This window comes from Paenibacillus albicereus (assembly GCF_012676905.1).
Lineage (GTDB): Bacteria > Bacillota > Bacilli > Paenibacillales > Paenibacillaceae > Paenibacillus_O > Paenibacillus_O albicereus.
In genome coordinates this window covers 960201-984935 of the sequence record NZ_CP051428.1, presented here as the reverse complement: position 1 = coordinate 984935, position 24735 = coordinate 960201, and the positions used below count along the sequence as shown (strand labels likewise).

The 24735-nt window shown below is 66.2% G+C and carries 21 protein-coding genes; 5 read left to right on the top strand and 16 right to left on the bottom strand.

Annotated elements, in window-relative coordinates:
* Window position 1: 1 nt before the first annotated feature.
* From HGI30_RS04340 to gpmA, 5 genes are all read right to left on the bottom strand, one after another.
* The gene (locus tag HGI30_RS04340; RefSeq protein WP_168906521.1) at window positions 2–1042 is read right to left on the bottom strand and encodes a glycosyltransferase family 2 protein; all 1041 of its coding nucleotides are present in this window, start codon (window positions 1040–1042) and stop codon (window positions 2–4) included.
* Window positions 1043–1298: 256 nt separating this feature from the next.
* A complete protein-coding gene (locus tag HGI30_RS04335) occupies window positions 1299–2093 on the bottom strand; it encodes an ABC transporter ATP-binding protein (protein WP_168906520.1) in 795 nt (264 codons plus the stop codon).
* A 1-nt stretch (window position 2094) separates the two neighbouring features.
* Window positions 2095–3045, bottom strand: a complete 951-nt coding sequence (locus tag HGI30_RS04330; protein ID WP_168909721.1) for an ABC transporter permease — start codon at window positions 3043–3045, stop codon at window positions 2095–2097.
* Window positions 3046–3068: 23 nt separating this feature from the next.
* Window positions 3069–4112, bottom strand: a complete 1044-nt coding sequence (locus tag HGI30_RS04325) for an ABC transporter substrate-binding protein (RefSeq protein ID WP_168906519.1) — start codon at window positions 4110–4112, stop codon at window positions 3069–3071.
* 373 nt (window positions 4113–4485) lie between these two features.
* A complete protein-coding gene (gene gpmA, locus HGI30_RS04320) occupies window positions 4486–5238 on the bottom strand; it encodes a 2,3-diphosphoglycerate-dependent phosphoglycerate mutase (protein ID WP_168906518.1) in 753 nt (250 codons plus the stop codon).
* A gap of 197 nt (window positions 5239–5435) precedes the next feature.
* On the opposite strand from gpmA, the gene HGI30_RS04315 reads away from it, so the two are divergent.
* Window positions 5436–6113, top strand: a complete 678-nt coding sequence (locus tag HGI30_RS04315; protein WP_168906517.1) for a class I SAM-dependent methyltransferase — start codon at window positions 5436–5438, stop codon at window positions 6111–6113.
* A 26-nt stretch (window positions 6114–6139) separates the two neighbouring features.
* Here the strand turns inward: HGI30_RS04315 and HGI30_RS23175 are convergent, their stop codons facing one another.
* From HGI30_RS23175 to HGI30_RS04295, 4 genes are all read right to left on the bottom strand, one after another.
* Window positions 6140–7828 (bottom strand): glycosyltransferase, encoded by a 1689-nt coding sequence (locus HGI30_RS23175; protein WP_235680322.1) that lies wholly within the window; start codon window positions 7826–7828, stop codon window positions 6140–6142.
* A complete protein-coding gene (locus tag HGI30_RS04305; protein ID WP_168906516.1) occupies window positions 7825–9060 on the bottom strand; it encodes a glycosyltransferase family 2 protein in 1236 nt (411 codons plus the stop codon). Before HGI30_RS04305 ends, HGI30_RS23175 begins: the two co-directional genes overlap by 4 nt.
* Before the next feature lie 58 nt (window positions 9061–9118).
* On the bottom strand, window positions 9119–9955 hold the full coding sequence (locus HGI30_RS04300; protein ID WP_168906515.1) for an alpha/beta fold hydrolase: 837 nt from the start codon (window positions 9953–9955) through the stop codon (window positions 9119–9121).
* A 61-nt stretch (window positions 9956–10016) separates the two neighbouring features.
* The gene (locus HGI30_RS04295) at window positions 10017–10850 is read right to left on the bottom strand and encodes an alpha/beta hydrolase (RefSeq protein WP_168906514.1); all 834 of its coding nucleotides are present in this window, start codon (window positions 10848–10850) and stop codon (window positions 10017–10019) included.
* A 192-nt stretch (window positions 10851–11042) separates the two neighbouring features.
* On the opposite strand from HGI30_RS04295, the gene HGI30_RS04290 reads away from it, so the two are divergent.
* The gene (locus HGI30_RS04290; RefSeq protein ID WP_168906513.1) at window positions 11043–11681 is read left to right on the top strand and encodes a pyroglutamyl-peptidase I; all 639 of its coding nucleotides are present in this window, start codon (window positions 11043–11045) and stop codon (window positions 11679–11681) included.
* Window positions 11682–11856: 175 nt separating this feature from the next.
* On the opposite strand, the gene HGI30_RS04285 is transcribed toward HGI30_RS04290, so the two are convergent.
* The 7 genes from HGI30_RS04285 to HGI30_RS04255 all read right to left on the bottom strand — a co-directional run bounded on the left by HGI30_RS04285 (window position 11857) and on the right by HGI30_RS04255 (window position 21301).
* Entirely contained in the window at window positions 11857–12597 is a 741-nt protein-coding gene (locus tag HGI30_RS04285; RefSeq protein ID WP_168906512.1) for an SDR family NAD(P)-dependent oxidoreductase, read from the bottom strand.
* A gap of 490 nt (window positions 12598–13087) precedes the next feature.
* Window positions 13088–13645, bottom strand: coding sequence for a hypothetical protein (locus HGI30_RS04280; protein WP_235680321.1), 558 nt, complete (start codon window positions 13643–13645; stop codon window positions 13088–13090).
* A 196-nt stretch (window positions 13646–13841) separates the two neighbouring features.
* Window positions 13842–15128 (bottom strand): Gfo/Idh/MocA family protein, encoded by a 1287-nt coding sequence (locus tag HGI30_RS04275; RefSeq protein WP_168906511.1) that lies wholly within the window; start codon window positions 15126–15128, stop codon window positions 13842–13844.
* Between the two features lie 51 nt (window positions 15129–15179).
* Window positions 15180–16844: an extracellular solute-binding protein gene (locus HGI30_RS04270; protein WP_235680320.1), complete on the bottom strand. Its 1665-nt coding sequence runs from the start codon at window positions 16842–16844 to the stop codon at window positions 15180–15182.
* A 37-nt stretch (window positions 16845–16881) separates the two neighbouring features.
* A complete protein-coding gene (locus tag HGI30_RS04265; RefSeq protein WP_168906509.1) occupies window positions 16882–17763 on the bottom strand; it encodes a carbohydrate ABC transporter permease in 882 nt (293 codons plus the stop codon).
* 13 nt (window positions 17764–17776) lie between these two features.
* Window positions 17777–18784, bottom strand: a complete 1008-nt coding sequence (locus HGI30_RS04260; protein ID WP_407945030.1) for an ABC transporter permease — start codon at window positions 18782–18784, stop codon at window positions 17777–17779.
* 1437 nt (window positions 18785–20221) lie between these two features.
* Window positions 20222–21301 (bottom strand): LacI family DNA-binding transcriptional regulator, encoded by a 1080-nt coding sequence (locus tag HGI30_RS04255; RefSeq protein WP_168906508.1) that lies wholly within the window; start codon window positions 21299–21301, stop codon window positions 20222–20224.
* A 152-nt stretch (window positions 21302–21453) separates the two neighbouring features.
* Between HGI30_RS04255 and HGI30_RS04250 the strand changes: the two genes are divergently transcribed.
* The 3 genes from HGI30_RS04250 (at window position 21454) to HGI30_RS04240 (ending at window position 24526) form a co-directional block, all read left to right on the top strand.
* Window positions 21454–22008: a helix-turn-helix domain-containing protein gene (locus HGI30_RS04250; protein WP_168906507.1), complete on the top strand. Its 555-nt coding sequence runs from the start codon at window positions 21454–21456 to the stop codon at window positions 22006–22008.
* A 194-nt stretch (window positions 22009–22202) separates the two neighbouring features.
* Window positions 22203–23246 carry an L-threonine 3-dehydrogenase gene (tdh, locus tag HGI30_RS04245; protein WP_168906506.1) on the top strand — a complete coding sequence of 348 codons (1044 nt, stop codon included), beginning with the start codon at window positions 22203–22205 and terminating at the stop codon, window positions 23244–23246.
* Window positions 23247–23350: 104 nt separating this feature from the next.
* Window positions 23351–24526: a glycine C-acetyltransferase gene (locus HGI30_RS04240; protein WP_168906505.1), complete on the top strand. Its 1176-nt coding sequence runs from the start codon at window positions 23351–23353 to the stop codon at window positions 24524–24526.
* Window positions 24527–24735: the final 209 nt, after the last annotated feature.

Genomic DNA, 24735 nt, shown 5'->3' with positions numbered 1-24735 from the left:
CCTAGGACAGAGCATGGGCAGGGGCGGCAGGCGCGCCTTCCCGCTCCGCTGGATCTTCATGCTCGCGGGCCTCGGCGCTGCGCACGGCCGGAGGCAGCTCCCGCTCTACGATATAGAGCGGGCGGCGCTTGACCTCGCGGTAAATCTTGCCGATATACTCTCCGATCAGGCCGATCGAGAGCAGCTGCACGCCGCCGATGAACCAGAGCGAGACGATGAGCGACGACCAGCCGCTGACCGCTCGTCCCATCAGATTGGAGACGATGCCGTAGATGCCCATGACGATGCTGACCGCGAACACGGCGAAGCCCGCCGCCGTGACCATCCGGATCGGCTTGACCGACAGCGAGGTGATGCCCTCCAGCGCGAAGCTGATCATCTTTTTGAGCGGATATTTGGACTCTCCCGCCGCCCGCTCCAACCGCTCATAGTACACGACCCCGGTCTCGAAGCCAAGCAGCGGCACCATGCCGCGCAGGAAGATGTTGACCTCGGAGAAGCGGGCCAGCTCGTCCAGCGCGCGGCGGCTCATGAGCCGGTAGTCGGCGTGGTTGTTCACGATGCGCAGGCCGAGGCCTTGCATCACCTTGTAGAAGCCCTCCGCCGTCGTGCGCTTGAACCAGGTATCGCGCTGCCGGCTGCTGCGCACGCCGTAGACGATGTCGCAGCCTTCGCGGTAGCGCAGCACCATGTCGCGGATGACGCGCACGTCGTCCTGCAGGTCGGCGTCGATGCTGACGAGGCAGTCGGCATGGCGCTTGGCCGTCATCAGTCCGCCAAGCAAAGCGTTCTGATGGCCGACATTGCCGGCCAGATTGAGGCCGGACACGCGGCGGTAGCGCTCCTTGAGGTCGGCGATGAGCGGCCAGGTGCGGTCCCGGCTGCCGTCATTGACGAACAGGATGAAGCTCTCGGGAGACACGAGCCCCTCCTTCTCCAGGCCGCCAAGGACGGCGTCCAGCTCGACGACGGTAAGCTCCAGCACTTCCTCCTCGTTGTAGCACGGCACGACGATGCCGAGTATCGGCTGCTGCTTGAACATTGCTTTCACTCCTAAGCCCGCGGCAAAATAATGCCTAATTATACCTCATTTTACGGCATAAATCCTTAACTCTGCATGAACGGACGGAAACTTCCCCCTGGATGCCTGCTTTTTCTCCCTCTCCCGCTCGCGCCCTTCTCCGCTCAGCCTTGCCTGAATTCCGCGGCTTCAATCCGACCGAAAAAAGCGTCCAGCCCGTAGTTCCACGGAGCCGAACGCTTTCAAAGGAGCGCGACGTGCTGCCGGGCGGGGCCCGTCAGCCGAGCACGAGCCGGTCGTCGGCCAGCTTTTGGCCGCTGATCTGCTCGAACTCGCCGAGCAGCCGCTGGACAGTGAGGCCGTCCTTGCGGCCGGCCGGAATGTCGAGGATGATGCGGCCTTTGTCCATCATGATGAGGCGGTTGCCGAGGCGGATCGCCTGCTCCATGTTGTGGGTGACCATGAGCGTCGTCAGGTTCATCTCGCGCACGAGCGTCTCGGTAAGGCGCGTAATCAGCTCGGCGCGGGCCGGGTCGAGCGCCGCCGTATGCTCGTCGAGCAGCAGGATGTCCGGCTCGGTGAACGTCGCCATCAGCAGGCTGAGCGCCTGGCGCTCGCCCCCGGACAGCAGGCCGACCTTGGCGGTGAGCCGGTTCTCCAGGCCGATGCCGAGCTTGCCCAGCTGCTCGCGGAACACGGCGCGGCGGCGGCCCGTCACCGCCCAGCTGAGGCCGCGCTTGCGGCCCCGGTTGTACGCCATCGCGAGGTTCTCCTCGATCGTCATGTTCGGCGCGGTGCCGGCCATCGGATCCTGGAACACGCGGCCGATCCAGCGGCTGCGCTGCGCCTCGGTACGGACGGTGATGTCCGTGCCTCCGATCGACACGGAGCCGAGGTCCGGCTTCATGACGCCGGAGATCAGGTTCATGAGCGTCGACTTGCCGGCGCCGTTGCTGCCGATGACGGTAACGAAGTCGCCCCGGTCCAGATGCAGGCCGACGTCCATCAGGGCGACCTTCTCGTCGACCGTGCCGGGATTGAACAGCTTGGAGGCGGATGTGATCGTCAGCATGTCAGTTCCCTCCCTTCGCCGAGGCGGAGGCGATCTCCGCCGTGCGGCGCCGGGCCTGGCGCCGCTGCTTGAGCGCGCGGTTGGCCGTCGGCACGACGAGCGCCACGATGACGATCGCCGCCGTGATGATCTTGAGGTCGGAGCTCTTGAGATGGAGCCAGTCCGCGTTGAGCGCGGCCGCGATGACGACGCGGTAGACGACCGCGCCGACGACGACGGCGAGCGTCGTGCCGAGCACGCCGCGAGCGCCGAAGATCGCCTCGCCGATGATGACCGACGCCAGGCCGATGACGATCATGCCGATGCCCATGCTGATGTCGGCGAAGCCGGCATCCTGGGCGATCAGCGCCCCGGAGAGGGCGACGAGGCCGTTGGAGAGGCTGACGCCGATGATCGTCGTGCGGTCGGTGTTGCCGCCGAAGCTGCGGATCATGCGCTTGTTGTCGCCGGTCGCGCGCAGCGACAGGCCCAGGTCCGTCTTGAGGAAGGCGAACAGCAGCAGCCAGACGATCGCCCCCACGACGGCCAGCACCGCCAGGTAAAGCCACGAGATGCCGCCGGCCATCCAGGCGTCGGACTTGATGAAGCCGCCGAACAGGCTGTCCTGGACCTTGACCGGCAGGTTCGGCTTGCCCATGATGCGCAGGTTGATGCTGTACAGGGCGATCATCATCAGGATGCCGGCCAGCAGGCCGTTGATCTTGCCCTTCGTGTGGAGCAGGCCCGTACAGGCGCCGGCCAGCATGCCCCCGGCCATGCCGGCGAGCGTTGCGAGCAGCGCCGGCTGCCCATGGCTGATCATCAGCACCGAGATGGCGGCTCCGGTCGTGAAGCTGCCGTCTACGGTGAGGTCGGGAAAGTCCAGGATGCGGTACGTGATGTAGACCCCGAGCGCCATCAAGGCATAGATGAGTCCGAGCTCAAGCGCTCCGTTGAAGGAGACGAGGGACATGATCGACACGGCAGGAACACCTCTTATTGGATGATATTGGTTTCTTGATCCTCTACTTGGCCCTTCATGGCATCCGTCACCGTGATGCCTTGGGCTTCGGCAGCCTTGAGGTTGAGGATCAGATCAAGCTTCTCTTGCATCTTGACCGGCATGTCGCCCGGATTCTTGCCGTCCTTGAGCACCTCGGCGGCCATTTCGCCGACCTGGTAGCCATGGTCATAGTACTTGAAGCCCACTGTGGCGAAAGCGCCTTTTTCCACCGTGTCGCGGTCGCTGGAGAAGAACGGAAGCTTGTTCGCGTTGGCGACTTCGATGATGGAGTCCACGCCGCTGACGACCATGTTGTCGAGGGCGATGAACAGCGCATCGACCTTGCCGACGAGCGATTCGGCCGCCTGCTTCACCTCGGAGGTGTTCGTGACGGCGGCCTTGACCAGCTTGATGTCATGCTTGGCGAGCGCCTGCTCGGCGTTGTCGGCCATGATGACGGCGTTGGACTCGCCCTCGTTGATGACCATGCCGACGTTCTTCACGTTCGGGAAGTCGGAGGCGATGAAGTCCATCAGCTGCACGACCGCCGCCGGATTCGTATCGGAGGCGCCGGTGACGTTGCCGCCCGGCTTGTCCAGGCTCGGCACGATGCTCGAGGCGACCGGATCGGTGACTGCCGCGAACAGCACCGGGATCGCGGTCACGTTCTCCACGAGAGCCTGCGCCGACGGCGTCGCGATGCCGAGCGCCAGATCGGCGTCGCTGCCGGCGATCTTCTGCGCGATCGACAGGTTGTTGCTCTGATCGCCCTGCGCGGTGTCGAAGTCGACCTTCAGGTTCTCTCCCTCGACGATGCCCGCTTCCTTGAGCGCGTCCAGGAAGCCCTGGCGCGTCGCGTCCAGCGACGGATGCTCGACGATCTGCGAGATCGCGATCGTATAGGATTTGCCGTCGGCGCTTGCCGCCGCCGTCGGAGCCGGGCTCGCCGCGCCGCCTTCGCTGTTCGATTTGGCGCCGCAGCCGGAGGCGACGAGCGCGAGCGACACGAGCGCCGCTGCCCACATTTTTTTGCTCATTTCAGATCCCCTTTTCGTGTACGGAATGGAAAAAATAAGCATTTTTTCATCAAATACTTTACCAAATGTAAACCTGCGTACCATCAGTTTAAGTCCCTTTGATCCATTCGTCAATTAAAGCATGACTGCCCAAGCGGGTCGAAGCGTCGGTCCGGAGCAGGGGCAGCGCCCTGTCCGGCTAAACGGGCAGACCAAGAGCAGGAGCGGCCTCTGGCCCTCCTGCTCGTTTGCGCCTGCGCCCTCCGGCCGCCTCCGGCGCGCCTTGTCGCCTGCATGCTCCGGCCATCTCCGGCAAGCCTTGCCGCCTGCATGCTCCGGCGCCTAGGCCGCGGCGCCATGCCGGCGCTTCCTTCCGCCGCACCGGACGGCGACGTCATTCGGAGCGGACGTCCGGCGCGCCTGCGGCCGCCTCCGCGTCGCTGTGCACCTTGCGCTCGTCTTCCTCCAAGTAATAATGCCGAATCGGCTTCAGGTCGTCGTCCAGCTCGTAGACGAGCGGCGTGCCCGTCGGAATGTTGAGCGTGGCGATGCCGTCGCCCGGGATGTCGTCCAGGTAGCGGACGAGCGCGCGGATCGTATTGCCATGGGCGACGAGCAGCACCCGCCGGTTCTCGTGCAGCGACGGCTCGACCTTCTCCCGCCAGTAGGCGAGCACCCGCTCTTCCGTGTCGTCGAGGTTCTCCGTCACCGGCACGCGGTCCGCGATCGCCTTGTATTTCGGATCCGTTCCCTCGTATCTCGGATCGGACTTGTCCAGCGCGGGCGGACGCACGCTCACCGAGCGCCGCCACAGATGCACCTGCTCCTCCCCGTACTTGCGGGCCGTCTCCTCCTTGTTCAGACCCTGCAGGGCGCCGTAGTGGCGCTCGTTGAGCCTCCACGTCTTGTCCGTCGGAATCCACAGCAGCCCCATCTCGTCCTGCATGATCCATAGCGTGCGGATCGCGCGCTTCAGCACCGAGGTGCAGGCGATGTCGAACACGAACTTGTTCTGGCGCAGGATCGCTCCCGCTTTTCTCGCCTCTTCCTTGCCCCGCTCGGTCAGGTCGACGTCGGTCCAGCCGGTGAACCGGTTCTGCTCGTTGTACTCGCTTTGCCCATGCCTGACAAGCACGATCTTGATCATGTTCGGTCCTGCCTCCTTCTTGCGCCGGGTTCGGCTTCTCCGTTAAGCTTACCCGCTTCTCGCGCGGATGAGACCGGCAGGGCGGAGCCGGAGCCGTGGGACGGATCAGCGGCGGCCAGGTCCGCGCGCAAGCCGTCTAACCGGAGCGCCAGCCTCATACGGTGAAGGAGAGGCCTTTCAAGGAAAGGAGCTGGACCATGAACGGAAGCTGGAAGCTGCACGAGCCGGAGTTCGAATTCGACCGCCTGTCCCCGCTGTTCCGAAGCGAATCGGCTTGGAGAGGACATATGAAGTTCGGCTATGATCTCATCGCCTATCGGCGCCCCACGGTCGTCGTCGAGCTGGGCACGCATTACGGAGCCTCCTTCTTCAGCCTCTGCCAGGCGGCCAAGGACATGCGATTGCCGGACGCCAGGCTGTACGCCGTCGATACGTGGCAGGGCGACGCCCATGCCGGGCGCTACGGAGAAAGCGTCTTCGAGCTCGTCCGCCGGGCGGCCGCCCTGTACCCTCATGCTGAGCTCGTCCGCTCCTCGTTCGACGAGGCGGCCGGGCAGTTCGCGGACGACTCGATCGACATCCTGCATATCGACGGCCTTCATACGTACGAAGCGGTGCGCCACGACTGCGAGACGTGGCTGCCCAAGCTCGCTCCCGGCGGCCTGCTGCTGCTGCACGACACCGAGGTGAGGCTCGGCGACTTCGGCGTCTGGAAATGGTGGGAGGAGCTGGCTGCGACCTGCCCCTCCGCGTCCTTCGGCCATTCGGCCGGGCTCGGCATCGCGGCTCCGAAAGGAAGCCACCCTGCGATCGACCTGCTGCGCGGACGTCTCGCCGAGCTCCGGCATCATTACGGCCGCCCCGGCCCCGCCTGAGCGCGACCCGCTTCCGGCCGCCGCGTTCAGGCCTCGGAACGTCCGGAGCCGTACCACGACGGCGGCTTCGGCACCCAGTCGTACTCGTAGAGCGCCGCCTCGATCCGATGCTGGATCCGGATGTCGGCGCTCGCGCGAGCGGCCCATTCGTCATCCTCGCCGTAGCCGATATCCCGGTAGCGATGCCGCAGCGCGAGCTCCCGGCGATACGCCATCAGATGGTTCGGCTTGCGCGTGTACACCTCCCCGTCCATGCCGTGCTCCAGCTCGGTTCCGTAGCGGCATAGCCGCGCGGGCGAGTCCGGTCCATGCACGATCACGTCGAATACGATGCAGTCCGCCTCGGGAGCGAGGCGGATCGCTCTCAGCAGCTGCTCCACATATCGCTCGTCGACCCGGTCGTCGTCGTCGACGAACGCCGCGAACCGTCCGCGCGCCTGCCCGAGCAGCGCGTTGCGCTTCTCCCCGGTCGACCGCCGGCGGTTGTCGGTCAGGACGAGCAGCTCGACCGGACGGCCGAGCGCTTGCCCGTGCAGCTCCTCCAGCAGCGGCGCGAGCAGGAAGATCCGCTCCGGCAGCGACGGGATGAGCACGGACAGCAGCGGCTCCGCCGACTCCTGCTCCCCTGCCGCGCCGGGCCGCTCCTCCTCTAGCCTCTGCTTCAGGTAGCTGCGGTTGAAGGCGATGCTCGACTGCCCCGGAGGCGCGTAGACGGCGGCCGCCTCGTTGCTGCGCCATGCCTGCGCCGTCCGGCCGAGCCGATCGGCGCAGACGGCCAGCTGCAGCCTCGGCAGCCAGCTCAGCGCCGCATCCGCCGTCCTGCCCTGCCGCTGCTCGGCCGATCGGGCCAGCTCCGCCAGGCTTAGCCAGATCGACGCGTTCTCATAGTCGAGCTTCTCCATCGCCTGCACTCCGGTCCGGTAGCAGGCCTGCGCCGGGGCCTCCGGATCGAGCTCCGGATCGGAGCGGCGCAGCGTCCGATGCCAGTAGCTGCCTTTGCTCCAGGTGAGCCGCATGAGGCCGGAGCGGCGCATCCAGGCGTCCACCCTTTTCTCGAACAGCTCTCCGCCGTAGGACGGGTACCGCTCGGACGCCGGATGGCTCTCGCCGTAGATGCGCGCGCGAAAATCGAGCGTCCGCACGAGATAGCATTGATCCGAGAAGCCGTAGCCGAGATGGAAGTCCCCGTCGGTCAGCAGCGCTTCCCGCGCGGCTTCGTCCGCCCGGCCGTTGGGCACCGGATTGGCCGCGACGACGGACGGCTGCAGCCGCATCCGATCCAGGCACGGCCGCAGCCAGTCCGTCGGCTCCTCCAGCATGCAGTCGCCCGCATAATGAAGCAGATAGTCCGTACGGCACCGATAGATGGCGACCAGCTCGGCGATCGAGTAGCGGTAGCCGCCCTGGAAGCCTTCCTCCGTCAGGCCGAAAAAGCGCAGCGCCTCCTCGCTGTGCTCGTCGACGAGCACGCAGTCCGTCAGCACGCCTTCGTCGACGAGCCGCCGCGCATGGCGAAGGACGAGCTCGGGCCGCTCGACGTTGTTGATGTACAGGATCCGCTCGGCGAACGGAAACCGATGAAGCTCGATCGCCCGGCTCAGGCGGTCGGTCAGCAGCAGCTCGCGCCAGTCCCGCTCGTAGCACTTCGTCTCGAAGGTCACTCCCGGCCGGAGCACGGGAGCGGGGCCGCCTCCGGTCGGCCTCGCCAGCGTCATGGCGCGCCTCCGTCCGCGGGCTCGGCATATCCGCCGGCGGCCGCGTCCCAGTCCGGCCGCGCCGCTGCGCGGACAAGACGGCGGGCCGGCGCTCCCCGCAGCCCCTCGCGCCCGGCCGCTGGCGGCAGCTCCGCCGGAACCCGCAGCCGCACCGGCTCCACCGCCGTCAGCGGCTCCTCCGGCCGGCGCAGCCGCGCCAGCAGCCGGCGCGCCTCCTCCGGCCCGAGCTCCTCGCCGGCGCGCAGCCACAACACATGCTCGCGTCCGGCCTCCTCCAGCGCGGCCGCCGCGCCGGCCGGCTCGCCGGCATCCGCGCGCACCGTCTTGAGGTCGCGCTCGCGCCCGAGCCGCGCCGTCCGCTCCCAGCCGTCGCGTCCGTGGTGGACGAGCAGGATCTCGTCCGCCAGCCCGCGGATGGAGGCGAGCGTCGCGTCGAGCGCCTCCTCGTCGGCCTCGCCGGCGATGCCGACCGAGCAGCTGACGGCCGGCCCGCGCCGGTACAGCAGCTCGACCGGGTCATCGCCCCACTTGGCGCGCGCCACCTGCCGCCCCTGCTCCAGCAGGAGGCTCAGATCGTGGTCCTCCAGCGCGTTCATCGTGACATGCCCGTAGTGATGCACGAACGAATCGCAGGCGACGAGCAGCCGCCAGCCGTCCCGGCGCAGCCGCAGGCACAGGTCGTCGTCCTCGTAGTTGCCGAGGCCGTAGCTTTCGTCGAAGCCGCCCATCGCCAGCGCCAGCGGGCGCCGCAGCAGCAGGCAGAACCCGACGAGCCTCGGCAGCTCCCAGCTGCGGCCGCGCCAGCCGTCCGCGCGCTCGGCCGCGAACGCCTCCAAGCCTTGGAGGTCCGGGCCGTAAGGCGCGTCTACCCGCTGCGGGCCGCTGACGTAGTTCGAGACCGGACCTACCATGCCGCACAGCGGCTCCCGTTCGAGCAGGCTTTCCATCGCCTCCAGCCAGCCCGCCGTGACGACGGTGTCGTTGTTGAGGAACAGGATGTTGTCCCCTTCGGCCAGCGCCAGCCCTTGGTTGCAGCCTTTGGCGAAGCCTTCGTTGCGGCGGTTGAGCACGGTCTTGAAGCCGCTCTGCCGAAGCAGCTCCGCCGTGCCGTCGGTCGAGCCGTTGTCCACGGCGATCAGCTCATAATCCTCCGTATGCGCCCGCACGCTCTCCAGGCAGCGGAGCGTGTAGTCGAGCTGGTTGTGCGTCAGTATGACGATGCTTGTCTTCATGGCAAAAGCCGCCTCCCCTGCCTCATCTATATGAGGCTTGGAAAGGCGGCATGACGATCTAGCTCCGCTCGTTCAGCAAAGCGGCCATCTCGCGGCCGAGCCGCTCCGAAGCGTCGACCATCGGGAAATGCGCCGTGCCGTCCAGCACGACGCCGCTCCAGTCCGGCAGACGCTCCTCCAGCAGCGGCAGCAGATGGAACGTATCGCGGTAGTCCAGCTCGCCGGAAATGCTTCGCACCGGCATCTGGAGCTCATGCAGGCGGTCGGCGAGATCCGGCATGATGTCCGGGTAGCGGAACTCGGCCAGCCTCGGCAGCCGCTCCTCCATGTAGCGGACGAACGCCTCCCGCACGGGAGCGGCGACCCGGTCCGGCGGCTGGCCGGGGCCGTCCAGCCACATCTTCGTCCACATCTCCGCCGCCCGCGCCAGATCGCCGGACCCGATGATGCGCTGGAATTCGGCGTTGTCCCGCTGCAATTCCTCGGAATAGTCGAGCGGTGCGCCGAACAGGCCGGAATTGACGAGGATCAGCTTCTCGACCCGCGCCGGATCGTAGACCGCATACTCGGTCGCGCAGTGGCCGCCGGCCGATACGCCGGCCAGCGCCGCGCGCTCGATCCCGAGCCGGTCCAGCAGCTCCCGGATGATCTCGTACACATGGTAAGCCGATTCCGGCAGATCCGACCGCCCCATGCCCGGCAGATCCAGGGCGACCGTCCTCCAGCCGGCGCCATGCAGCGCCGGCAGCACTCCGTCCCACAGGCTCGCGTCCGCCGCCGCCGCATGCAGCAGCACGATCGTGCCGCGCTCCGCCTCGCCTGACATCTCCGTCCAGATGCCTCCCTGCTCAAGCTCGATCGCTTCGCCGACTCGCTCGCCGATTCGTTTCGTCATCTCCAACCGCCTCCTCTTCGTCTAGGAAGAGCATAACGGATCGTCCCTGACAACAAGGCTGTCAGCATTCGCCGCAGCGTCCCAGCATCCACTCGGCGGCGCAGGACAGCACCTCCTGCCGGCCCGCTTCGGCATGCAGCTCATGCCGGAAGCCCGGCCATTCCCGGTAAGAGCAGCGCTCTCCGGCGCGCTGCGCGAAGCGCCGGCTCGCCCGGTGCGACGTGATGCGGTCGGCCCCGCCGTGCATGAGCAGCAGCGGCACGCTCAGCTCCGGCGCGTGGTTCAGCGCCCAGCGGCCCGCCTGGCTGACCGCGGCGAACGTGCGCAGCGTGATCCGTCCGTGCCGCAGCGGGTCCTCGTCGTAGCGGCGCAGCATGTCGGGGTCGGAGGTGCCCCGGCGGTTCGCTCCGGCGAGGCGATAGCCCGGCTGCACCCGCTCGCGGAGGCGGCCCCACAGCAGCTTCGCCGGCGGCGGAGCCGGAGCCAGCTTCAGCCACGGTCCCGCCACGACGGCTCCCGCCAGCGGCGGACGGCGGCGCAGCATGTAGTTGAGCGCCACATTGCCGCCCATGCTGTGGCTGAACAGGAAGCGAGGCCGGCCCGGACAGCACCGCTCCATTTCCTGGACGATCCGCTCCACCGGTTCCAGCAGCGCGTCGTAGCCTGGGCAGTCGCCGCGGCGGCCCTCTGTGCGGCCATGTCCCCGCTGGTCGAAGGCGAACACCGCAAAGCCCCTCTCCGTGAAGAACGCAGCGACATGATCGTACGCGCCGCAATGCTCGCCCAGCCCGTGCACGATGCCGACCGCCGCCACCGGCGGGCCCTCCGGCATCCAGCGGCAGCCGTGGATGCTTGCGCCGTCGCGGCTGTTCCAGCTCAGCTCCTCGTAGCCCATCGCTCCTCCTCCTCCCGTTTCCCTTTCTTTTTCCTTCCTATTACCCTGTATTCGGGACGTTCACTTGCCGTGCGCCCAAAAAAGGGCTTTGCCCGGACCGGACAGGCATGGAATAATGACGAGAGAGCCATCGTCGCCTCCAGCCCTGTCCGGCTGGAAAACCCGCCGCGAGCGAAAGGAGCCCTTCCCTCCATGCGAAACCTGCTTGTCACCGGCTTCGAGCCCTTCGGGGGCAGCCGCATCAACCCGACCGAGGCGCTGATGGCGTCCATCCGCGAGGAATCGTTCCCCGGCGCCGTCATCCATACGCTGCTGCTGCCGGTCGTCTTCGGCGACTGCGCCGAGCGGCTGACGCAGGAGATCGACCGCCTGCAGCCGGATGCCGTCCTCTGCTGCGGCCTCGCGGCCGGGAGAACAGCCGTCACGCCGGAGCGGATCGCCGTCAACGCGATGGACGTGCCCGCCGGCGCCGCCTACGGCGACAACGCCGGCAATCGCCCGCAGGACGAGCCGATCCGGGCCGGCGGGCCGGACGGCCTGCTCGCCACGCTGCCGATCCGCCGCATCGAGCAGGCGCTGCGCGCGGCGGGCATTCCCGCTGCCATCTCGGACACGGCGGGCTTGTTCATTTGCAACAATACGATGTACGCCGCCCTGGACCGCATCCGTCAGAGCGGGTCGCACGCCCTCGCCGGCTTCATCCACTTCCCCGCCTCGACCGAGCTGGCGCTGGACAAGCCGGGGCTGCCCTCGCTGCCCCAGTCCATGCTGCATGACGCGCTGCGCGTCGCCATCTCGCAGACGCTGGCGGAGCTGGACGAGCGGAGGTAGGCGAGAGAGGCTGAGCGGACGGAGCTAGCGGCGAGGGGCTGGACGGGCTGGCTGGCCCCGCCCAGCTCGATAGGCAGCTGGACGAACGCTCCTGGCCCGACGCGCAAAGGGGAGGCTCCGGAAACTTCCGGCACCTCCCCTTTTCCAAGCCGCTGCTTCCGCAGCTCCGCCCTCGCTACACCGCCGTGTACCCGCCGTCCACGAGCAGGCTCGCCCCGGTGACGAAGGAGGCGTCGTCGCTGGCGAGGAACAGCACCGCCGCCGCGACCTCCTCCGGACGGCCGAGCCGCGCCATCGGATGCAGCGAGACAAGATGCTGCGTGATCGCCTCCGTGCGGCCGCCGATGAGCGGCGTATCGATGTAGCCCGGGCAGACGGCGTTGACGCGGATGCCCCGTGCCGCATAGTCGGCCGCCATCGTCTGCGTCAGCAGCTTCACGCCGCCCTTGGCGGCCGCGTAGGCGCTGACCGAGCCTTTGCCGACATGGCTGTGGATGGAGCCGCAGTTGACGATGACGCCGCCGCCCTGCTCCAGCATCTGCTGCACGGCGTACTTGTCGCATAGGAAGACGCCCGTCAGGTTGATGTCGATCGTCCGCGTCCAAGCCTCATGGCTCAGCTGGTCGACCGGCGCGTCGTTGGCGATGCCCGCGTTGGCGAACAGGATGTCCAGCCGGCCGAACGCCCGCACCGTCTCCTCGACCATGCGCTTCACCTGCTCCTCCTGGGTCACGTCCGTCTTGACGAACAGCGCCTCGCAGCCGAGTCCCTGGAGGCGCTCCGCCTCGGCCTGTCCCTGATCGGAAAAGTCCGCGATGACGACCTTGGCGCCCTCCTCCGCGAACTTCTGCACGGTCGCGGCTCCGATGCCGCTGGCGCCGCCGGTGACGACGGCGACCTTGCCCTTGAATCTCATGCTCATCTCTCCCATCCGAATCGGATCGCGGGAGCTGCGGCTCCCGTTCCAAGGCTTAGATTGGGTCGGTTTTCCTTTTCCTATGCAGCGATGGCTTCGGGCCGGCGAATCGATGAGCGGAAAAAGAAAAAGAGCTGCCTCAGGTGGAGGCAGCTCCTTGCTCGGAGCCAAAGGCGGTCGGCTTTGGCTTCGCATCTTCGGGCCCTAGATGGCCCGGACTCTCGAATCCAGGGCAGGTTTCTGCCCTGGATTGGCCGAATCAGGCCCGGACTCTCGAATCCAAGGCACATGTCTGCCCTGGATTCGCCGAATCAGGCCCGAGCTCTCGAATCCAAGGCACATTTCTGCTCTGGATTCGCCGAATCAGGCCCGAGCTCTCGAATCCAAGGCAGATTTCTGCCCTGGACTCACCGAATTAGGCCCGAACTGCGAATCCAGGGCAGGTTTCTGCCCTGGGCTCGCTGATTCGCCGATGTCCCCGACTCGCGCGTCAGCGTATACGCCGGCGCTTCGGCCAGCCCGGCTTCGGCTTGCCCGGTCGGTTGACGGCCTTGCCTCCGCCGCCGACCGCATCCTGCTGCCACGTGCCGGGGCTGCCGATGGCGGAGTTCGTGCCGCCGGTGCTGCTCCTGCCCGCTCCGCTGGCGATCTGCGTGGCGGAGGAGCTCGGCGTGCCTTTCGCCAGCTTGACGACCTGATCGTTGATGACGATGACCAGCTCCTTGCCGCCCGGCACGCGCAGCAGCGGACGGGAGCTGCCGCCGCGGCCGCCCTTCAGCCCGACGTTGCGCGCGGTGCCGCCGGCGCCGACGCTCTCCTGCTGGCGCGTCCAAGGCGAGTCGATCGCCGCGTTGCTGCCGGATGCGCTGCTGCGGCCGGCGCCGCTGGCGATCTGGGTCGTGTTCGGAGCGTTGGTGTACTGACGGTTGATGACGCAGACGATGCGGTCGATGCCGCCGAGCGGCGCTTTCGCGACGATCCTGCGGCGGTCCTTCTCGATGATGACGGTTACGTGACCTGGCGTACGGGGCAGAGGAATCATCTCCATGCTCAAAATGGCTTGCTGCTCCCATCCTATGCCTGCCCCCGGATGCCCGTCCGGGATGTCCGCCCGCCTAGGACGTCCCGCCGCCGCGCCGCATGCGCCGCTCCCGATGTCGGGCTCTATGCACGGCCTTCGCCCCGGCCGTTCCGCCTGCTTGCGCCGCTGCTCCTTCGCCCCGGCCGTCCGCCTGCCGCCTCCGCTACCCCTCGGCTCTGTCCGAGCCGGCCGCTCCGCCCGCGCGCAGCTCCCGCGCGTACTCGTCGAGCCGCACGGGAGCGCCGCCGGTGAGGCGGGACTTCTCCGCCGCGAACGCCATCAGATGGCTGCGCACGGAAGCGGCCGCCGACGTCAGGCTCTCTTGCCCGCCGTAGTTCCGCACCTCCTCAATGAAACTGCGCACGATGCCGCTGTCGCCGCCGCCGTGCCCGGACCAGGTGACGGGCGGGTGGATGATCGTCTTTTGGCCGGTCAGAAAGTCGTACACGGTGATGAGGTCGTCCTCGCCCCGGATCTCGCCGCGCGTGCCCATGATCTGGATGCGGCGCTCCTGCTCATGCGTGAAGCCGCTCATGCTGAACATCGCCGTCGCGCCGCCGTCGAACTCCATCGCCACGACCTGATGGTCGACGACGTCGTTGTCGCTGCGGTAGACGCAGCGGCCGTAGTCGGTCGTGCGCAGCCCGTGCAGGATCGTCTCCCGCTCCAGGTTGTCGCAGAAATGTCCGGCCCAGCCCATATACGGCTTGCTCAAGTAAAAGCGCGTCGCCGAGTACGGGCAGTCCGGCTCGACCGCGCAGTCGAGGCAGCGGTCCGCCGAGCCCGGCGGCGCCTGCTCCTCGCGAAAATGCATCCGCGAGCCGAACGAGCTGACGCTCGTGCAGGGCTTGTCGATGAGCCAGCTCAGCACGTCCATGTCGTGGCAGGACTTGGCGAGGATCATCGGACTCGCCTTGTCGGAGCGGTTCCAGTTGCCTCGGACGAAGCTGTGCGCGATATGCCAGTAGCCGACGTTCTCGTTGAGCTGGACCGACGCGACCTCGCCGATCGTCCCGTCCGCGATCAGCTTCTTGATCGCCGCCCAGAACGGCGTATAGCGCAGCACGTGGCAGATCGTGAGCAACCGGCCGTGGTCGCGGGCCGCCTGCTCCATGTCGAGGCATTCGAGCGGATCGGGCGACATCGGCTTTTCGAGCAGCACGTGGTAGCCTGCCGCGAGCGCCCGCATCGTCGGCTCGTAGTGCATCCGGTCCTGCGTGCAGATGATGGCGATGTCCGCCTTGCGCGGTCCGTCCAGCAGCGGCTCCCAGCTGTCGTAGCGTTCCTCCGGCGGCACGCCGTGCTGCTCGGCGGTCCGCTCCAGCCGCACGGGGTCGGCCTCGGCGACCGCCGTCAGCTTCAGCTCATGCGGATGATCGAGCGCGTAAGGCGCGTAGCCCTTGGCTCCGCGCGCTCCAGCTCCGATCAGTACAGCCTTTAGTTGGGCCATGTTGTCTCTCCTTGCTTCTATTAATAGGGATGATTCCAAGCGCTTCACCGGCTATCCGTTCGAGCCGAGCGTGCGGTCGAGCGCGGACTGGTAGATTTCGACGTACCGCTTCAGTCCCATGCCCTCCAGCGTCGAGACATAGGCCTCCCACTCTCCGGTTCCGTTCAGGATGAACTTGTCGCGCATCTCGTCGACGTACGTCTGGATGTCCGTGCCGAGCGTCCCCATCTCCTCCTGCTCCTCCTGGGCGAAGTTGAAGCCCGGCCAGACCTGGTCCGCCTGCAGCGCGTACGGGTCGGCCTTCTTCGAGTTCTCGACCGAGGTCGGCAGCCCCTCGGCGCCTTTGAAATACTTCTGCGTGACGAAGCCCGGATAGTAGCCGCCCGGCCAGATCAGATACTGGCTGACCGCCTGGTCGAGGCTGAGCCCATCCTTGTTGTTCTTGATGTCTTCGACGTAGTCGACGCTGCCGTCCGCGTTCTCCACGAACGTCTCGTCCTTCCAGCCCATGAAGAAGTTGCGGATGCCCTCGTCCCCGTAGAAATAGTCCATCCAGCGGACCATCGCCTCGGGATGCTTCGCCTTGTCCGTCAAGGCGAACATGCCGATGTTGCCGAGCGGGGCGCCGAGGTAGGTGTACATCCGGTCGCCGTGCGGGCCTTCCAGCACGGGCAGGCCGACGTAGCCCTGCTGGTTGTAGATCGCCACCGGGTCGACGTTGTCGACGACGCCGAGCAGCCCCTCCGCGCCTTTCGCGTCGATCTCCTCTGCCTTGACCGAAGCGATGTCCTTCTCCAGCAGGCCGTCCTTGTACAGGCCGTGCACGAATTCCAGCAGTTCCTTGTAGCGCTCGTCCGTCGGGACGAACCGGATCTTGCCCGCCGCCTCCGGATCCTCGTCCACGTACGTATTGGCCGTGCCGTGATTGTTCAGGCCGTAGGCGCCCTTCAGGTAGCTGACCAGCCCGTTCGTGCCGACGCCGCCCCAGGCGATCTCGTCGGGCTTGCCGTTGCCGTTCGGATCGCCGGTCTGGATCGCCTGCAGCATCGTCTTGAACTGCTCCAGGTTCGTCGGCTCGGAGAGGCCGAGCTTGTCGAGCCACTCCTTCTTGATCCACGGCGTGTTGAAGAAGACGGAGCGGAATTCCGGATCGTACACCGTCGGCAGCGAGTAGATGTTGCCGTCCGGCATCGTGATGCCTTGCTCGATGACCGGGTACTTTTCCATGAGCGCCTTGAAGTTCGGGGCGTAGCGGTCGATCAGATCGTTCAGCGGCAGGAAGACGCCCTGGTCGCCGTACTTCGCCACATCCGTCTTCGGAAAGGCCGAGGCGAAAAACAGCTCCGGGTAATTGCCGCCGGCGAGCAGCAGGTTGCGCTTCTCCTTGAGCACGTCCTTCTGCACTGTCTCCCATTCCACATGGATGTTCGTGCGCGCTTCATAGTCGGTCCACAGCTTGAGCGTGCTCCAATCGACGTTCGCCATGAACTTGCCCGCGAAGCCGCTGACCGTGATCGGCTCGCTCACGATCGGAAAGCCGGTCTCGCTGAGCCCGGCCGGAGCGGCGGCGTCGGCCTTGGCCCCGCCTCCTCCGCCTGCGGCTCCGCTGCCTCCGCCCGCGCCGTCTCCATTGCCGTTGCTGCACGCCGCCAGCATCGCCGCCGCGAGCGCCAGCCCCAGCAGTCCCCTCGTCCGCTTGCGATAGCTTCTCTCCATGTTCATTCCCCTCCCGAGTATGGTCGATATGGAAGGATCAGCCCTTGATGGCGCCGACCAGGATCCCCTTGACGAAATACCGCTGCAGGAACGGATAGAGCAGCAGCATCGGAATGTTGGCGACGATCAGCACGGCGTACTTGATGCCCTCGACCGCCTGCCTCGCCTTGATCGCCGACTCCGTGGAGGCGCGCACCATGTCGTCGGTCTGGCCCTGGATCAGAATCTCGCGCAGGATGAGCTGCAGCGGGAACTTCGGCCGCTCCGACAGATAGAGCAGCGCGTTGAAGAACGCGTTCCAGTGGCCCACCGCATAGAACAGCACGGTCACGGCGAGGATCGGCAGCGACAGCGGCAGCACGACGCGCAGCAGCGTGCCGAAGTTCGAGCAGCCGTCGATGACGGCCGCCTCCTGCATCTCCGGCGGGATCGACTGCTGGAAGTAGGTGCGCATGATGATGATGTTCCAGATCGACACCGCTCCCGGCAGGATCATGACCCAGAACGTGTCGAGCAGGCCGAGGTTCTTGATGAGCAGATACGACGGGATGAGGCCGCCGCCGAAAAACATCGTGAACACCATCAGGCCCATGAACAGGTTGCGGCCGACGAAGTCGGAGCGCGACAGCGGATAGGCGCCGAGCACCGTCATCGTCAGGTTGAGGGCGGTTCCGGCCACGGTGTAGAGCACCGTGTTGAGGAAGCCGCGCAGGATCGCGTCGTTCTCCAGAATGTTCAGATACGAATCGCCGGTGAGGCCCTTGGGCCAGAGCCAGACCTCGCCGTTCATGATCGCGAGCGGATCGCTGAACGAAGCGATGAGCACGTAGTACAACGGGTACAGGACGGCGAGCGTCACGAGGCCGAGCACGGCATAAACGGCGATTCCGAACGCTTTGTCTTCGCGGGTAGCGGGCATGGTCGTCTCCTCCTTACCACAGGCTGCTGCCGCCGGCGCGGCGGGCGATGGAATTGACCGTCACGAGCAGGACGAAGTTGATGACGGCGCTGAACAGACCGATCGCCGCCGAGAAGCTGTAGTTCGCGTCCAGGATGCCGCTGCGGTACACGTAGGTGTCGATGATGTCCGAGCTGGCGAGGTTCAGGTTGTTCTGCATGAGCAGCACCTTTTCGAAGCCGATCGACATGATGCTGCCGACGTTCAGGATGAGCAGGATGAGGATCGTCGGGCGGATGCCCGGCAGGTTGATGTGCCAGATGCGCCGCAGCCGGCTCGCCCCGTCGACGCGGGCCGCTTCGTGCAGCGCGGGATCGATGCCGCCGAGCGCGGCGAGGTAGATGATCGAGCTCCAGCCCATCGTCTGCCAGACGTCGGAGAGCACGTACAGCGTCTTGAACCAGGCCGGGTCGGCCATGAAGTTGACGGCTTCGCCTCCCAGCGAGACGAGCATCGTATTGACGAGGCCGTAGCGGGGGTTGAGGAAGATCATGAGCATGCCGACGACGACGACCGTCGAGAGGAAGTGCGGCGCGTACGTGACCGTCTGCACGAACTTCTTGAACCTCTCGGAGCCGGCTTCGTTCAGCAGCAGGGCGAGCAGGATCGGGATCGGAAAGCCGACCGCCAGCAGATAGGCGCCGAGCTCGAGCGTGTTCGTCAGCAGCCGCTCGAAGAAGTAGCTGTCGAAAAAGCGCTCGAAATGCTTGAAGCCGGCCCATGGGCTGTCCCAGATGCCCTTGTTGATGCGGAAGTCCTTGAACGCGATCTGGATGCCGTACATCGGGGCGTAGTGGAACACGAAGTAATAGGCGAGGACCGGCGCGATCATCGCGTACAGCTGCCAGTTGCGGGCGATCCGGCGCGCGAGCGGCGATCCGCCGGCAGGGCGGCCTCGCTTGGCGAGAGGCCGGAGCGGCGCAGACGCCCCGCCGCCTGCGGGCGGCGTCGGCGAAGGCGATGAGGCGGACTCCGCGAGCAGGGCGGGGGCGCCGACGGGCGATGCGGGCGCCCCACCGCCTGCGGGCGGCGTCGGCGAGGGCGATGAGGCGGACGCCGCGAGCAGGGCGGAGGCGCCGACGGGCGATGCGGACGCCCCGCCGCCTGCGGGCGGCGTCGGTGAGGGCGATGAGGCGGACGCCGCGAGCAGGGCGGGGGCGCCGACGGGCGATGCGGGCTTCGCGCCGACTTTGTTCTGCTTCTGAAGCTTGGGCACGACTCTTCTCCCCCTTGCACATTGGTTTGGCGAAGGAATTGTCAGCTTTTCTAACACAGCTCGATCTTAGCAGGCCTCAATCCAAAACGTCAATCAAAAATCCAAATATCTAATCAATTTTGGATCAAATCCGAGCTGTTCGCTCCCTCTGAAGCACCCTTTTCGTTTTGCAAATCTCATTTATGCGATAAAAATAACGCTTTCATCGATTCGGAGCTTAGATTAGCAGATTTACTCAGGATCGGCAAGGTGGGATTTTGGAATTTTTAATCCAAATTATTTGGATTATGCCCATCAGGAATGACAAGAGACGAAGCCAGCTGCGCAGGCTTCGTCTCTTGTTCGATTTATTCCACGCGCGAATTTACGTGCAAATTTATCGCCCCTAGGCGCCATTAGCGCTTAGCGTGCCGGGCCGCTCTGCATGGAAATAGCCGACTCGGCTTGAGGCAAGACGCACGAAGGTAGTCCGAACCCCTTCAGCCCACGATCTACTCTCCCACACGACGCACGAAGGTAGTCCGGACCCCTTCAGCCCACGATCCACTCTCCCATACGCCGCACGAAGGTAGTCCGGACCCCTTCAGCGCATGATTCACTCTCCCATACGCCGCATGAAAGTAGTCCCAACCCCTTCAGCCCACGATCTACTCTCCCATACGCCGCATGAAGGTAGTCCGGACCCCTTCAGCCCACGATCCACACTCCCATACGCCGCATGAAGGTAGTCCGAACCCCTTCAGCGCACGATCTACTCTCCCATACGCCGCATGAAAGTAGTCCGGACCCCTTCTACCCACGATCTACTCTCCCATACGACGCACGAAGGTAGTCCGGACCCCTTCAGCCCACGATCCACTCTCCCATACGACGCACGAAGGTAGTCCGGACCCCTTCAGCCCACGATCTACTCTCCCATACGCCGCATGAAGGTAGTCCGGACCCCTTCAGCGCATGATTCACTCTCACATACGCCGCATGAAGGTAGTCCGAACCCCTTCAGCCCACGATCTACTCTCCCATACGCCGCATGAAGGTAGTCCGGACCCCTTCAGCCCACGATCTACTCTCCCATACGCCGCATGAAGGTAGTCCGGACCCCTTCTACCCACGATCTACTCTCCCATACGACGCACGAAGGTAGTCCGGACCCCCTCTACGCAACCCGCCCCGCCGTCAAGGCCCTGCCGCCAGCTCTCGCGGCTACTTCCCCGCCGGCTCGCGCGGCTGCTCCTCCGCCAACACCGCTCCGGCCGGTGCGGCGCCGGACGACTCCCGCACGATGAGCTCGCAAGGGAGCAGCAGCTTCCGAGCGCCCTGATGCCCGCCCAGCGCATAGTCCAGCAGGAACGTGCAGGCGGCCGCGCCGATCTCCTCCCGAGGCACGTGGACCGAAGTCAGCGGCGGCGACGTGTACTGGGCGAACTCGATATTGTCCATGCCGACGAAGGCGACATCCTCCGGAATGCGCAGACCCGAGTCGATGACGGCCCGCATCGCCGGGATCGCCAGCGAGTCGCTCGCGCAGAAGATGGCATCGGGCCGCTCGAAAGGCTCGAGTCGTCTCAGCATCTCGAGCGTCTCGCTGTAGCTTTTCTCGATGATCCACTCGGAGTTGACGATCCAGCGCGGATCGGGATGCCGGTCCGCCTCCAGCATCGCGAACTTGTAGCCGATGTACCGCTCGTCCCGCTCCAAGGTGCGGTCGAACGCCGGCCCGCCGACGAAGCCGATCCGCTCATGTCCCCTCTCCTGCAAATGGCGGACCGCCATCCGGGCGGCAGCCAGCCGGTCGCAATCGACGATCGGGATGCCGACGACCGACTCGTCGTTGAGACTGACGCCGATGACCGGCACGGCTGCCTCCGCCAGCTGCGCGTACAGCCGAGAATCATACCAGCTGAGCGCCAGCACGCCTCGGGTGCCGCTTTCCTCCAGCATGGACTGCAGCCGTCCCGGCTCCCGCAGCTCCTCGCTCGCGCGCATCAGCGCCGGCGGCTGGCCGAGCTCCTCCAGCTTGCGGTGGAAGCCTTCGAGCACGGCGGTGAAATACGGGTGATGCCCCATCAGGCTGCCCGGCAGGATGCAGGTCAGCTGGACGCGGTCCGTTCCTGCCGCATGAGCCAGCCCCCCTTGCAGCGGATAGCCCAGCTCCCGCGCCGCCTCCAGCACCTTGCGCTTCGTCTCCTCGCTGACCGGGCGCGTCCGGTCTCCGCTGATCGCGCGGGATACGGTCGATATCGATACGCCGAGCCGCTCGGCGATGTCTTTGAGCTTAGCCAATGCCCTCTTCCTTCCCGGCGTCGCGCCTGAATTGCTCTCATCTTAGCACAACAGCCGAAGCGAGTTACAGCGCTCCGAATCTGCCGATAGCGCGCTGACGCTTCATCGTGCTAGAATAAGGGATCATGTTCCTTAACGCACGGAGGTGTCTCATGGATACGATGGTGCTGCGCGTCGCCCGCAACCTCAAACGAATCCGCAAGTCCAGGGGCCATAGCCTGGACAAGCTGTCCGAGCTGACCGGCGTCAGCAAGACGATGCTCGCCCAGATCGAGCGCGCGGACTCCAATCCGACGATCACGATCCTGTGGAAGATCGCCAGCGGCCTGCGCATCTCGGTATCCGACCTGATCGAGGAGGACCGCAAGAGCGTGACCCTCGTCCCCGCCTCGGCCGTCGTGCCGATCACGGCCGACGACGGACGCTACGCGAGCTACCCGCTGTTTCCGTACAGCGACGAATCCCGCTTCGAGATTTACCGCGTCGTCATGCAGCCCGGCTGCGCCTACGAGTCCGAGCCCCATCACGAGGGCGTCGAGGAATACGTCGTCGTCACGCGCGGCGCGCTGCGCCTGCGCATCGGCGAGGAGTGGCACGCGGCATCCGCGGGCGACGCCATCCGCTTCAGCGCGGACCAGCCCCATGCCTACCACAACGAATCCGCCGAGGAGACCGAGCTGCAGAGCATCATCCGCTATCCGTTTTGAACGCTCTCCCTTCCGAAGCCGGCCCTGCGCCGGCTTTTTTTGTTGTTTACAAAAAGCCGCCGCCTAATATACTATTACATACACGGTTGTTCTTTATAGTGAACATATGTACTTTATCAAGCGCTTCCATAACGGAGAAAAGCGTTCAAGCGGCATCCCTTCCCCATCCCGCCGCGCGCAAAGGAGAATGCCCCATGCCAACGACGATGACCGGCCTCGTGAAGGCCGAACGCAAGCCCGGAGCCGTGCTCCGGGAGCTGCCGATCCCGGACATCGGACCGGACGAGGTCCGCATCCGCGTGAAGGCCAGCTCCATCTGCGGCACGGACATGCATATCTACCGCTGGGACGACTGGGCGGAGCAGAACGTCGTCACGCCCAATGTGTTCGGCCATGAGTTCGCCGGCATCGTCGACGAGATCGGCAGCGCGGTGCGCGGCATCGCCCCCGGCGACCGCGTGTCCGCCGAGGGCCACATCGTCTGCGGCGCCTGCAAGCAGTGCCGTTCCGGCAACGCCCATGTCTGCCCGCACACGCGCAGCTTCGGCATCAGCGCGCCGGGCTGCTTCGCGGATTATGCCGTCACCAAGGCGGTCAACGTCATTCCGAACGATCCTTCGCTGCCGCATGAGCTGGCGTGCCTGCAGGACCCGCTCGGCAACGCCGTGCACACGGTGCTGTCCGGCGACATCGTCGGCCGCTCCGTGGCCGTCGTCGGCTGCGGCCCGATCGGCCTGATGGCGATCCAGGTCGCCAAGGCGGTCGGAGCCGGACGCATCGTCGCGGTCGACCTCCATGACTACCGGCTCGGCATGGCGGCGCAGCTCGGGGCGGACGCATGCGTAAAGCCCGGCCCTGGCGTAGACACGGCAAAGGAGCTGCGGCGCTTGACGGACGGCGCCGGCATCGAGGTCGGCCTGGAGATGTCCGGCAGCGGCGCGGCGATCACGAGCCTGCTGGAGGCGATGGCCCCCGCCGGCCGCGTGTCGCTGCTCGGCATCCCGCCCAAGGCGGTGCCGATCGATCTGGGGCGGCATGTCATTTTCAAAGGGCTCGAGGTGCATGGCATCACGGGGCGGCGGATGTACCGGACGTGGCATCAGCTCAAGGGGCTGCTCGACTCGAAGCGGATCGACCTGCAGCCGCTCGTCGACCATACGTTCACGCTGGACCGCTTCGAGGAAGCGTTCGAGCGGATGGGCTCGGGGCAGTGCGCCAAGATCGTGTTCAAGCACTGAAAGCGAAAGCGCCGGTCCAGGCGACCGGCTCTGGATAGGACATGGAACGACGGACATGAGGTGCAGAACGGGCAGCCCGCTGGCTGCGGAAGGAGAGGAAAGCGATGGCAGGATTGGACTTTCTGAACGGCGAGCTGGAGGAGCTGAAGCGGCAGGGGAAATACCGGCTGCCCTCCGTCTGGGAAAGCGGCTCGGGCGCCTGGATGGACATCGGCGGCCGGCGCGTGCTGCAGATGGCGTCCAACAACTACCTCGGCCTGACGGACCACCCGCGGCTCAAGCGGGCGGCGGTCGAGGCGACGGAAAAGTACGGCGTCGGCGCCGGCTCCGTCCGCACGATCTCCGGCACGCTGGACATCCATGAGCAGCTCGAGCTGGAGCTGGCCCGGTTCAAGGACACGGAAGCCGCGCTGGTGTTCCAGTCCGGCTTCACGACGAACCAGGGCGTGTTCGGCACGCTGCTGCAGGAGGGCGACGTCGTCATCAGCGACGAGCTCAACCACGCCAGCATCATCGACGGCATCCGCCTGACCAAGGCGGCGCGCCGCATCTACAAGCACAAGGACATGGACAGCCTGGAGCAGGCGCTGCGGGAATCGTCCGGCTATCGGACGCGCTTCGTCGTGACCGACGGCGTGTTCAGCATGGACGGCGACATCGCGCCGCTGCCGCAGATCGTGGAGCTGGCGGAGCGCTACGACGCGGTCGTCTGCGTCGACGACGCGCATGCGAGCGGCGTGCTGGGACGCTTCGGCAAAGGCTCGACGGATCATTTCGGCCTCCACGGCCGGGTCCATATCCAGATCGGCACGCTGTCCAAGGCGGTCGGCGTCGTCGGCGGCTACGCCGCCGGCAGCCAGGCGCTCAAGGAGTACCTCATCCACAAGGCGCGGCCGTTCCTGTTCAGCACATCGCAGACGCCGGCCGTGGCGGCCGCCTGCCTGGAAGCGATCCGCGTGCTGCAGGACAGCCCCGAGCTGGGCGAGCGCCTGCACGCCTCCGCCTCTTCGTTCCGCACGCGGCTGCAGGCCGACGGCTTCGACACCGGCGTCAGCGAGACGCCGATCATGCCGATCGTCATCGGCGACTCGGCGCGCACGATGCGCTTTTCGGCGCGGCTGCTGGAGCTCGGCGTGTTCGCGCCCGGTATCGTCTATCCGACGGTCGGCGAGGGCAAGGGCCGCGTCCGCTTCATCGTCACCGCGATGCACAGCGACGAGGACCTCGCCTTCGCGCGCGACGCGCTGCTGCAGGCCGGACGGGAGTTCGGACTGGTGTAGCATGTAGCAGCCTGGAGCCTGAGCGGCTGGGCCGCAGGCCGGGCTGCACCGGGCTTCCCGGGCTTCCCGGGCGTCGGTTGTGGTCGGCGAGCGCCGGCACGGCAAAGCAGGGTTCGTCGGCAGCCAGCTTGTGGTCGGAGAGCGCGGCACGACAAGGCAGGGTTCGCCGGCAGCCAGCATAAGCATGCCGCCAAGGAACCCTGCTTTTC